Below are 12,020 nucleotides of genomic sequence, written 5' to 3'. Positions count from 1 at the left end.
ACGTTATTTTGCTGGCGTTTACTTACTTTTGAAGCCGTGATATACTGCCATAGGCTTTAAAGTGCCATGATCTTATATGGAGGTATTTTCATGAATCAGAGAAAGCGTCAGCACGAGGTACATCCAATCCTTCAACAGGTAAAGGAATACATATACATACTACTTGGTTCGGCCACTGTGGCTCTTTCTTTTAATATGTTTTTGTTGCCAAACAAGGTAGCATCCGGCGGTGTAAGTGGGATTAGTACGATCCTGAACTCCCTTTTCGGATGGGAAGCGGCCTATGTTCAATGGGCTTTTAATATCCCTTTATTCATTGCAGGAGTCATTTTTCTTGGAAAGGTCTATGGTGCCCGGACGTTAATTGGCACTCTTTTTCTGCCATTTGTTGTTTACCTTTCAAGAAATCTGGAACCCGCAACACTTGACCCATTGCTAGGTGCATTATTCGGCGGTATAGGAGTCGGTTTGGGATTAGGCATCACATTCCGAGGAAATGCGTCAACAGGTGGGACAGACCTTGCCGCTCAAATTGTTCATAAGTTTTCAGGAATCTCCCTTGGAAAATGTGTCGCTTTTATCGATGGTTTGATTGTTATTGCAGCTGCAATCGTGTTCGATATTGAGAGTGGGCTCTATGCACTGATTGGCCTTTTCGTGACAAGCAAAACAATTGATTTGGTACAGGTAGGTCTAGGTAATTCAAAAATGGCTCTCATTATTACCAACCATCAAGATGAAGTGAGACAGGAGATTTTTGACAAACTTGATAGAGGGGTAACTAAGCTCTCTGGATATGGGGGCTACACTGATAATGAGCGCCCGATGCTCATGTGTGTGGTCGATCAGAAAGAGTTCACAAAATTGAAACAAGTGGTTCAAAGTATTGATACATCTGCATTTGTCGTCGTTATGGACGCTGCAGAGGTATTAGGAGAGGGTTTTAAAAGAGCGTAAAAGGGGTATAATAAAAGTTGTATAATGGAAAAATTTATTACAGGGGGTAAATTCTGTGAAACGTAAGCTATTTGGATTTCTTTTAGGAACTACGCTTGTATTCGCTCTGGCAGCATGTGGCGGTGGGGACGACGACAATGCAGCAAATGAGCCAGCAGGCGATAACGGTGGAGCTACTGCCGTAAATGCTGAAGAAATCGCACAACAAAACTGTGCGTCATGTCACGGACAAGATTTAGCTGGCGGAGCTGGACCTGACCTTTCTAAAGTTGGATCTAAGTACAGCCAAGACGAAATTGCGGGAATCATCGAAAATGGCCAAGGCTCAATGCCTGGTGGAATCATTAAAGGTGAAGAAAAAGACGCAGTTGCTGCATGGTTAGCAGAGAAAAAATAATGTAATAAGTATGTCGGCCTTCCGGATGAACCGGAAGGTTTTTAATATGGGCTGATATTCTTCTTTAAATCTCATCAAGTAAGGTCGTATATTCTGGAGTCTATGGACCTCCAATCCACAGGTACTACCAAATTCAGAACCAACCACCTCCCCCAATTCCATTATTTACACACCATCACGAGAACCCTGTCCCCATCGCAACCTTAACTGCCATGAAATAAAAATGTAATATTTTTAGTCGTTTTTTGACGAATAATGATGTTATAATGAAAAAAGTAATGAAATCTAGTTCATTTTATCTTATAATTTCTAGTTGCATAGTCTAGGGGCGCAAGTATGTCTAAAAGGGCATGGGCGCTTCTATTTTCATTTGATAGATTACTAAACTCCCACTAATCCGGTGGGAGCCTTAAAGCCGGTGGGATTGGATAAAAAAACGATGATAGGTGATTCGTAATGATAGAAATGAAGGATGTTTATAAAAAGTATCCAAACGGCGTTATGGCCGTTAATGGAATAAATGTAAAAATCGAACAAGGTGAATTCGTGTATGTCGTTGGCCCAAGTGGAGCGGGAAAGTCGACTTTTATTAAGATGATGTACCGCGAAGAGAAGCCAACAAAGGGTTCAATCATCATAAACGGAATTGATCTTGCAAAATTAAAGGAAAAAAAGGTTCCTATTTTACGAAGAAATATCGGAGTCGTGTTCCAGGACTTCAAATTATTACCGCGTCTAACTGTATACGAAAATGTAGCATTCGCACTTGAGGTAATCGAGGAAAACCCGAAGAATATTAAGAAGCGTGTAATGGACGTGCTCGACCTTGTTCGACTCAAGCATAAAGCACGATTCTTACCAGATGAGCTATCCGGTGGGGAGCAGCAGCGTGTGTCAATTGCACGCTCAATCGTAAACTCTCCAGGTGCTCTTATTGCGGACGAGCCTACGGGTAACCTTGACCCTGAAACGTCATGGGAAATCATGAATATATTTGAAGAAATTAATTTCCGCGGCACGACCATTATCATGGCTACGCACAACCGTGAAATTGTGAATACCGTTAAAAAGCGTGTAATCGCCATTGAAAGTGGAAAAATTGCGCGCGATGAAGTAAGGGGTGACTACGGCTATGAAGCTTAATACACTCCGCCGTCATTTTCGAGAAAGTTCAAAAAACCTTGGGCGAAATGGCTGGATGACATTTGCATCTGTCAGCGCTGTGACCGTAACTCTACTCCTTGTAGGTGTATTTTTAGTCATCATGATGAACTTAAACAGCATGGCGACTTCTCTTGAAAGAGACGTTCGTATCAGTGTACACATGGACTTAACGTCAACGAAGGAACAACAGAATGCCTTGAAAACAGAAATAGTCAAAATACCTGAAGTTGCCGAAGTGACATTCTCCTCGAAGGATGAAGAGCTTAATAAAATGATCGACAGCTTTGGTGAGGATGGAAAAGTGTTTGCGTTATATGAGCAAAGTAATCCTCTTCATGATGTGTTTGTTGTGGAAACGAAGAAACCTCAGGACATTATGAAGGTCGCAGAGCAAGTTGAAAAAATGGACTATGTCCACAACGTAAATTACGGAAAAGGAAAGGTTGAAAAGATTTTCAGCTCCGTCGGTGTTTCCCGTAATATTGGAATCGGGCTTATCATTGGCCTTCTTTTCACCGCTATGTTCCTAATTTCAAATACAATTAAAATTACAATATTTGCGAGACAAAGAGAAATCGAGATTATGAAGCTAGTTGGAGCAACGAATGCGTTTATTCGCTGGCCATTTTTCCTAGAGGGCTTGTTCTTGGGGATTCTTGGTTCACTTATTCCAATTGGGATTATTCTTGGATTCTATAATTTCCTATATGACTTGATTCAACCACAGTTGAGTGGAACATTCCTAGAACTCCTGCCGTTTAATCCATTTGCATTCCAAGTAACAGCGTTATTGCTGCTAATTGGTGCATTTATCGGAGTATGGGGAAGTTTAATGTCTGTTCGAAAGTTCTTGAAAGTATAAGAAAAAGCACACCTACATGGGTGTGCTTTTTTACGTGTAGACATAAATAGGGGGAGTTTTAAGTACCTGTGAAATTCGGTAAGGACAAGCCCTGGCCTATCCCGCAAGAGAGGTTTTTGTTTTCTTCATTTTCATCCCACATTTGCAGCTTGTGCTGTGCTTGAGTATTTTAATTTCGGTTTTACATATTGGACAAATTTGCTTTGGCATCTAAACTTCACCTTCTATTCAAATTTAAAAGAATAGGTATCCGATTGGCGGATACCTAATTATATGTGAGAATAAAATTAATGAAACTTAAAATGCTAAAACTTCACCAGGTACTTCTAGTCCAAGGCCTTCAGCGATACGTGTTCCGTATTCAGGGTCTGCCTTGTAGAAGTGGCTGATTTGACGAAGCTTGATTTCTTCTAATTCGACTGGCTTCATGGATGCCACAATTGTCTCAACAAGACGAGTGCGTTCTTCCTCGCTCATTAAGCGATAAAGGTCTCCAGCTTGTGTGTAGTGATCGTCTTGATCGTAGGCTACACTATCGGCAATTCCTTCTACTGGGAATGCATGCTGCTTCGCTTCTGCTACTTCTTTTGGACCGCTAAAGCTATTAGGCTCGTAATATACAGAACTACCACCATTGCCGTCAAAACGCATTTGACCATCACGTTGATAGTTGTTTACATCAACTCTTGCTCGGTTGATTGGTAACGATTGGTGGTTTGCCCCAACGCGGTAACGATGTGCATCATGATATGCAAACAGACGACCTTGAAGCATTTTGTCTGGTGAAACATCAACGCCAGGCACCAATGTTCCAGGTGAGAATGTCGCTTGTTCAACTTCTGCAAAATAGTTTTCAGGATTGCGGTTTAAGACCATGCGGCCCACTTCAATGAGCGGATAGTCCTTTTGAGACCATACTTTCGTGACATCAAATGGATCGAAACGGTATGTATTCGCATCCTCCAATGGCATGATTTGCACGTAAAGCTTCCATTCAGGGAAGTCTCCTTTTTCAATAGCATTGAAAAGATCTTCCGTATGATAATCTGGATTTTCCCCAGCAAGTTTTGTTGCAACCTCATTCGTTAAGCACTTCACACCTTGCTCTGTACGGAAGTGGTATTTAATCCAAACGCCTTCGCCATCAGTATTTGTCCACTTAAATGTATGGCTTCCGTATCCATGCATGTGACGCCATGTTGCAGGAATCCCACGGTCCCCCATTAACCAAGTTACTTGGTGCAAGGATTCAGGTGAATGTGCCCAGAAATCCCATACAGCTGTTGGATTTTTTAAGTGTGTTTGTGGATGACGCTTTTGTGTATGGATGAAATCAGGGAACTTAATCGCATCGCGGATAAAGAAAATCGGTGTATTGTTTCCAACGATGTCATAGTTACCTTCCTCTGTATAAAATTTAACCGAAAAGCCGCGTGGATCACGTAATGTATCAGCAGATCCACTTTCCCCAGCAACCGTTGAGAAACGGATGAATAGAGGTGTACGATTGCCAACTCCATTAAATAGTTTTGCTTTTGTATATTTTGATACATCATTTGTGACTTCAAAATAACCGTGCGCTCCGCTACCTTTCGCGTGAACAACACGTTCAGGAATACGTTCTCTATTAAAATGTGCTAATTTTTCTAGGAGGTGCACGTCCTGGATTAATACAGGTCCTCTTGAACCAGCTGTGATTGAGTTTTGGTTATCTCCAACTGGAGCTCCCCAACTTGTCGTAAGTTTATTGTTCGTCAATTAGATCACCTCTTGGTAGTATTTTTGAATACATTTATTATAATAACATCTACAAATAAAAAATCAATACTTTTTTATAATTATTATAATCTAGATAAAAAGATTTTTAGATTTAGGGCTTAAAACAGCGCTAAACATACGTGTAATCACAATAATCTGCTGCGAAAAATAAACCGATTTACTAGTCCGTGCTAATTTTCTCTACTCTATTAATTTTCAATTAGGACTCATTTGATTGTTTCTTTGAGAATGCAAAACGTTTCTTCCATATCATTGGTTTTTCAGTTACATAGGAAAAATAGTAGTTGGAAATAATTACATTGAAATCTCAATTTAGGAGGAAATATAAAATGGAGGACAAAAAGCATCATCCAAGTGTGGAAGGAGTGGGCGGTCCATATGATGAACGGTTAGGCACCGGGGAATCTAGTGATTCGTTAACAAATAGGCAGGGTCACCCGGTAACAGATAATCAAAATATCCGAACAGTAGGGAATCGCGGACCTTCCACCTTAGAAAATTACGATTTTATTGAAAAAATCTCCCATTTTGACCGTGAACGAGTACCAGAGCGGGTCGTGCATGCAAGGGGAGCAGGTGCCCACGGGTATTTTGAAGCGTATGGTAAGGTTGGTGACGAGCCGGTTTCCAAATATACTCGTGCCAAACTATTCCAAGAGGCAGGTAAAAAGACTCCGGTTTTTGTGCGTTTTTCTACGGTGGCAGGTGCAATGGAATCACCTGAGACGGCTCGAGATCCACGGGGTTTTGCAGTCAAATTTTATACAGAGGATGGGAACTGGGATTTAGTCGGCAATAATTTAAAAATCTTTTTCATCCGTGATGCGATGAAGTTTCCCGATATGATTCATGCGTTTAAGCCAGACCCGGTCTCCAATCTATCCAGCCCTGAAAGAATGTTTGACTTTTTATCGAAAACGCCTGAAGCGACACATATGATTACTTTTCTTTTCTCGCCATGGGGAATCCCGGCAAACTATCGACAAATGCAGGGATCAGGCGTAAATACATATAAATGGGTGAATAAGGATGGCGAGGCGGTATTAGTGAAGTATCACTGGGAGCCGCTTAAGCAAGGGATCAAAAACTTAACACAAAAGGAAGCAAATGAAATCCAAGCGACCAATGTAAGCCATTCAACCCAAGATCTATATGAAGCAATTGAGCGCGGCGATTATCCAGAGTGGGAGTTTTGCGTGCAAATCATGAGTGACGATTACCATCCAGAGCTTGATTTTGACCCACTTGATGATACTAAGCTGTGGCCAACAGATAAGTTCCCATTTTTAAAGGTCGGTAAAATGGTGTTAAACAAGAACCCTGAGAATTATTTCAATGAAGTCGAGCAAGCGGCATTTGGAACAGGTGTCCTTGTGGATGGATTGGATTTTTCCGATGATAAAATGCTTCAGGGGAGAACGTTCTCCTATTCAGACACGCAACGGCATCGTGTGGGAACGAATTATTTGCAATTGCCAATTAATGCACCGAAAAAGCGGGTTGCAACCAACCAACGTGGAGGTCAAATGTCCTATCATGTTGATGTACCGCCAAGTGGTAATCCTCATGTTAACTATGAGCCATCAACAATTGGGGGCTTGAAGGAAGCGAAGCAGGAGGGCAAGCTTCACAAACCTCACTATAACGATAGACTAGTACGTGAAAAAATTGATCGTCCGAATGATTTTGGACAAGCGGGTGAGACATATCGCAGCTTTTCCGATGCCGAGAGGGAAGAGCTTATCAGCAATTTAGTAGATAACTTAAAAGTGTGCCGTCCAGAAATCCAGAACAAAATGCTTGAGTACTTCACAAATGCCGACGAGGATTATGGCCGACGTGTTAGAGAAGGGCTGGCCAGCGCAATGGACACGACCGACACAAGCTCTGCTGCAGCCAACGAGGCAGTCGAGAAATCGAAAAACATGGGACAAAAAACAGACGGATATTAACAAGTTTTAGCATCGGTCATCGGGCAGGACCGATGCTTTTTTTAAAAAACAGTTTTTAGGCTAAAAAATGCCCAGATCCACTTTTACAGCTCCTTCACAAACGCAAAACTCTTTCGCTCATACCCCATTTTTTTCTCATAAAAACGATGGGCATCGACACGCTGCAGTCCAGACGTCAATGCCACCTTGCCGCAGCCCAACTCCCGGGCAAGTTCGTGTACATAGGAAAGAAGTGCTTCACCGTAGCCTTTCGAGCGCCCGGCCTCATCTGTAACCAAATCATATACATAAACATGATTGCCATAGTACAGATTTAGTTGTTGAGCGACGCCTGTAACCGCCCTAACCTTTCCCTCATCAAGTAATGCAAACAAGCGATAGCCTTGAGGCTGCATCTCAGTCACTAATGCTAAAAATTCTTCGAGCGCTAAATGTGTCCGAAGTTGCTTCATAACCGGAAATGCCCTTTTCCACTCATCAACCGTCTTCAACTCATGGATTTCATATGCCAACATTGTCACTCCTCAAAAAATATTTCCTTTATCATACTGCGGAAATCCACCAGTTACTACATTTTTCTTTACTTCATTCTAAAAAAACTTTTATAATGGAAAAGAAGCGAAATTTTTACCAATTGCACACCGAGGTGCGAACCTCTTTTTGTCATAAAGGGTACAAGCATTACATATTTTTATACAAAGGCATCGCACTAACGCATGTGTGGTGCCTTTTCATGCAACTCTAACCAGGTAGTCAAAAAGGCCAGGCCCAAGTCCAAACCATGACTTTTTGACTATCCTATATGAGCGAAGAGATGAATAAGAACATTAAAGCTACAAAAATTAAGGTATGCATTTGTATTTAGAGATGAGGAGGAACACAGTTGAGTCGTAAAATTGTCGCATTATACATGGTACTATCCTTACTATTAGGGGTGAGTGTTACGTTTTTAGTGGTCCAGTTGCTCGATCAAAATGAACAACCACTCGTTCAGCAGCCAAGCCAGAACAAAGAAGGTACTACAAAAGAAGACGCTAAAAATTTATCAAAAATCAGTCAAGCGTACGACGCGATTTTATCAAGCTATGTTGAGAAGGTTGACGAAAAACAATTAATTGAGGGAGCCATTCAGGGGATGGTTAGCACGCTGAATGACCCATATTCTGCATATATGGATGAAGAAACCGCTGCACAATTCAATGAATCATTGGAATCATCCTTTGAAGGGATTGGCGCAGAGGTAAGCATGATGGAAGGCAAGGTGACCATTGTTGCTCCATTCAAGGATTCCCCAGCTGAAAAAGCAGGTTTAAAGCCAAATGACCAGATCATCAAAATTGATGGGGAAAGTATCGAGGGCCTTGATCTTTACGAAGCCGTTTTAAAAATCCGCGGTGAAAAAGGGACCGTTGTTACACTGCAAGTTATGAGACCGGGTGTAACAAACGTAATGGACATCAAAGTAACGCGTGACACCATTCCGATTGAGACGGTGTATACAGACTTAAAAGAATACGACAACAAAAAGTTAGGCTATATTGAAATTACATCATTCGCACAGGATACAGCAGAGGATTTTGTTGTTGGCCTTAATGAGCTTGAGGAGAAAGGCATGGAAGGCCTAATCATCGATGTTCGTGGAAATCCAGGTGGACTTCTCGAGAGTGTCGAGGAGATCTTAAAACAGCTTGTTACAAAGGATAAGCCATATGTTCAAATTGAAAATAGAAACGGGGAAAAGCAACGTTTCTTCTCCACTCTTGAAAAACAAAAGGACTATCCTATTGTTGTATTAACAAATGGAGGTAGTGCATCGGCGTCCGAGATTTTAGCTGGCGCGTTAAAAGAAGCAGGTGGCTACGAGATTGTTGGTGAAAAAACATTTGGTAAGGGAACTGTTCAACAAGCAAGAGACATGGGCGACGGAAGCAATTTGAAGTTAACGATGTTCAAATGGTTAACCCCGGACGGAAATTGGATTCACGAAAAAGGAATCGAACCAACCGTGGAAGTAAAGCAACCTGAATACTTCTACGCGAATCCAATTCAGTTTGAAAAAGAACTTACACAAAACATGAACAATGAAAAAATCAAAAATGCCCAAATCATGCTGAATGGATTAGGATTTGACCCAGGTCGTGAGGACGGCTACTTCAGTGGAGAAACCGTAATTGCAGTCAAAGCCTTCCAACAAGCAAATGAATTAGAAGCAACAGGTACGATCAATGAAAAAACAGCAGGCGCCATCGAAGCAAAAGTCATCGAATCCATTAGAGACGAAAAGAACGACCAACAGCTCAAAAAGGCGATGGAAGTACTGTTTAAATAAAACCTAGATGCACCTCTCCGCGAAGGAGAGGTGTTCTTTGTTAATGTGAAAATCTAGAACTCAGACAACCTAAACTAATTTAGGGAAATCGGACAAATCCAAATTTGACTCCAAATCCTCCAGACCTCATTTCCAAAAAAATCATAGTATGCTTTACCCCGCATTAACGGGCAGTAACCCCCACCACTTAGTTGGGGGGGTACTGTCCGTAAAAGCCTGATTGGTTCAACTAACAATCAGTGGGGGATTTCTTTTTCCCCCACTTATTGAGTTTCACTTTACTCCAAGTATTTGGTACAATAAAAGTTAGTATATCGAACGAAAGTTTTTACATATTAAGTCATTTCCATAGGTGGTGAAAAGATTGATTGAGGCATGGTTACTTGAATTTGCAAAAGGAATTGGACGATTTTTTCTGCATCCATTGTTTTACTATTTAGCGGGTTACTGCGTGCTCCTTGGCTATTTCCGCGTCAAACGTGAGCGTCGCGCCTTTCATATAAGAGTTGAAGACGGATTTTTCGACCTAAGATCACTTCTTCCAGGTGGCTGGCTCGCGGGACTACTCATTTCCGTCGTAACCATCGCAGCTGGAGTAGTGATTCCGTTCGGCAGTATCGTGTTAATCGCAATCGTTACATTGTTACTCAGTTTGCCGATTAATACAAGGTTACTTTCTCCTGCGTACATTTTAGGAGTCTCCTTTTTCGGAATTATACTACTTTCAAATCTATCAGTTGAAAATAAATTTATTACAAGATTGCTAGAGGATATGAGCAACACTAGCCTTGCATCAATTGCAATCTTACTAGGTGTCCTTTTACTGGCAGAAGGAATTCTGATTCAGAAAAAAGGTCATATCGGCACTTCACCTGACCTATTAAAAAGTAAACGGGGACTTCCTGTCGGTGTCCATATTTCGCAAAGACTGTGGCTTGCACCTGTGTTTTTACTAATACCAGGAGAAACTCTTACCACACAATATGACTGGTGGCCAGTCTTCACGGTGTCCGGACAAGCTTACTCATTGATTTTAGTACCATTCGGAATCGGTTTTTACCATAAAGTAAAAAGCATGCTTCCGACTCAAAGCATTCCAGTTGTAGGTAAACGGGTAATCCTGCTTGGAATCATCGTTACAACCCTAGCAGTCGCAAGCATTTGGTATCCAGTAATTGCGATCATCTCTGCATGTTTTGCATTAGCAGGACGTGAGCTCATTTACCTGCTGCACTATTTTATGGACGAATCAAAACCACCGATTTTTTCACAACGAAACCAAGGTGTACTCGTTCTCGGGATTATTCCACACTCGCCTGCTGAAAAAATGCAAATTAAAATTGGCGAGACGATTTCAAAGGTTAATGGGACTCAAGTTAGTACAGTACAAGAGTTTTACATGTCGCTTCAAAAAAATCGCGCATTATGTAAGCTCGATGTGTTAGACATCAACGGTGAGGTCAGATACGTGCAACGCGCCTTATACGAAGGCGAGCATCATGAACTTGGCATCCTTTTCGTGAATGAAGGAAAGAGATGGAAGCATAGGGCGGTATAGATATAAATTTTTATAATTCGCTGGACTAAATGAAGATGAATCGAAAAATAGAGAAGCTAAAACTTCTCTATTTTTATTTATATCTGTAAATGACTTCTTAAGAAATTACATTCGGATTCTTTTTTCTTTCAATCGGCAAAGTACAGCAGCGGAAGGAACCTCCGGATTTTATAAGTTCTGTAATATCAACCTCGATAATTTCAAAGCCGCGCTTCTTAAGTTCTTCATTTACCTTTTGATTTACATGCAAACTGATGATTTTTTTATCTCCGATAGATAATACATTCGTACCAAGTGTAAACTCCTCTTCGTCCGTAACCTCAATCAATTCATATTTAGATTTAAGTAATTCAATATTCTCCGGATTTAATGCAGGAGGATAAATTAATGCAAGATCCGGCGAAACAATATTAAATACACAGTCCAAATGCAAATATTTCTTTTCAAAATCAATCGTAATAATTTCGAATTGCTTATTTAATAGATTTTTTAAGTGATCAATCGCTTCTTGGTTCGTTCGATTGCTCAATCCAATATAGACCCGGTCTTGGTCGATTATCACATCTCCACCTTCAATTTGATGACCAATGATATTATAGTAGGAGATTTCTTCATCCTCGAGCCAGACTTTTAGAACATTTTCTTCGCCACCTCGAATTTCGCTAGCCATATCAGCAACAAATACCGTTTCCCCAAGGGTAAATCCGATGTCCCTCGTAAACACTTGCTCAGGATATTTTTTATGATAAGGCAGTAAAATGACTTCAATTTTATGTTTACGCAATGTCTTTACAAAATGGTCATGCTGTTCAAGAGCTTTCTCGATATTGATTCCTTCATCTTTATAATGTTTTTGTGTTTCATTAATGACATCACGGATTGTCATATATTGCGGTTGGCAAAGGATTACTTTTTTTAACACATCGTATTCACTATAACAACTAATTTTATAAGGTTCATTTATTTGCTCTATTGCCATTGGGAATCCTCCTTTTAATAATGATATTGTCTACAGGAAATGG

The 12,020-nt window shown here is 40.9% G+C and carries 10 protein-coding genes; 7 read left to right on the top strand and 3 right to left on the bottom strand.

Features of this window, described 5'->3' with window-relative positions; genetic code table 11:
• Positions 1 to 90: 90 nt before the first annotated feature.
• The 4 genes from V7138_RS12450 to ftsX all read left to right on the top strand — a co-directional run bounded on the left by V7138_RS12450 (position 91) and on the right by ftsX (position 3,380).
• Positions 91 to 957, top strand: a complete 867-nt coding sequence (locus V7138_RS12450; RefSeq protein ID WP_335397754.1) for a YitT family protein — start codon at positions 91 to 93, stop codon at positions 955 to 957.
• Positions 958 to 1,012: 55 nt separating this feature from the next.
• Positions 1,013 to 1,354 (top strand): cytochrome c551, encoded by a 342-nt coding sequence (gene cccB, locus V7138_RS12445; RefSeq protein WP_335397751.1) that lies wholly within the window; start codon positions 1,013 to 1,015, stop codon positions 1,352 to 1,354.
• A gap of 456 nt (positions 1,355 to 1,810) precedes the next feature.
• Complete coding sequence (gene ftsE / locus V7138_RS12440) at positions 1,811 to 2,497, top strand: cell division ATP-binding protein FtsE (protein ID WP_335397748.1); 687 nt, start codon at positions 1,811 to 1,813, stop codon at positions 2,495 to 2,497.
• The gene (ftsX, locus tag V7138_RS12435; protein ID WP_335397745.1) at positions 2,487 to 3,380 is read left to right on the top strand and encodes a permease-like cell division protein FtsX; all 894 of its coding nucleotides are present in this window, start codon (positions 2,487 to 2,489) and stop codon (positions 3,378 to 3,380) included. The genes ftsE and ftsX overlap by 11 nt, the downstream gene beginning before the upstream one ends.
• A gap of 297 nt (positions 3,381 to 3,677) precedes the next feature.
• Here ftsX and katA read toward each other — a convergent pair whose 3' ends face one another.
• Positions 3,678 to 5,138, bottom strand: coding sequence for a catalase KatA (katA, locus tag V7138_RS12430; protein ID WP_335397742.1), 1,461 nt, complete (start codon positions 5,136 to 5,138; stop codon positions 3,678 to 3,680).
• A 350-nt stretch (positions 5,139 to 5,488) separates the two neighbouring features.
• On the opposite strand from katA, the gene V7138_RS12425 reads away from it, so the two are divergent.
• Positions 5,489 to 7,111 carry a catalase gene (locus tag V7138_RS12425; protein ID WP_335397738.1) on the top strand — a complete coding sequence of 541 codons (1,623 nt, stop codon included), beginning with the start codon at positions 5,489 to 5,491 and terminating at the stop codon, positions 7,109 to 7,111.
• An 83-nt stretch (positions 7,112 to 7,194) separates the two neighbouring features.
• Here the strand turns inward: V7138_RS12425 and V7138_RS12420 are convergent, their stop codons facing one another.
• On the bottom strand, positions 7,195 to 7,626 hold the full coding sequence (locus tag V7138_RS12420; protein ID WP_335397735.1) for a GNAT family N-acetyltransferase: 432 nt from the start codon (positions 7,624 to 7,626) through the stop codon (positions 7,195 to 7,197).
• Between the two features lie 368 nt (positions 7,627 to 7,994).
• Between V7138_RS12420 and V7138_RS12415 the strand changes: the two genes are divergently transcribed.
• Together V7138_RS12415 and V7138_RS12410 are read left to right on the top strand one after the other, a co-directional pair.
• The gene (locus V7138_RS12415) at positions 7,995 to 9,440 is read left to right on the top strand and encodes a S41 family peptidase (RefSeq protein WP_335397731.1); all 1,446 of its coding nucleotides are present in this window, start codon (positions 7,995 to 7,997) and stop codon (positions 9,438 to 9,440) included.
• A gap of 364 nt (positions 9,441 to 9,804) precedes the next feature.
• Positions 9,805 to 10,998, top strand: a complete 1,194-nt coding sequence (locus V7138_RS12410) for a PDZ domain-containing protein (protein ID WP_335397728.1) — start codon at positions 9,805 to 9,807, stop codon at positions 10,996 to 10,998.
• Positions 10,999 to 11,095: 97 nt separating this feature from the next.
• Here V7138_RS12410 and V7138_RS12405 read toward each other — a convergent pair whose 3' ends face one another.
• Complete coding sequence (locus V7138_RS12405) at positions 11,096 to 11,977, bottom strand: dimethylarginine dimethylaminohydrolase family protein (protein ID WP_335397726.1); 882 nt, start codon at positions 11,975 to 11,977, stop codon at positions 11,096 to 11,098.
• Between the last annotated feature and the right edge of the window lie 43 nt (positions 11,978 to 12,020).

It is taken from the genome of Bacillus sp. JJ1533 (genome assembly GCF_036965045.1).
Taxonomy (GTDB): domain Bacteria; phylum Bacillota; class Bacilli; order Bacillales; family Bacillaceae_L; genus Ferdinandcohnia.
This window is presented reverse-complemented; position numbering and strand designations above follow the sequence as displayed.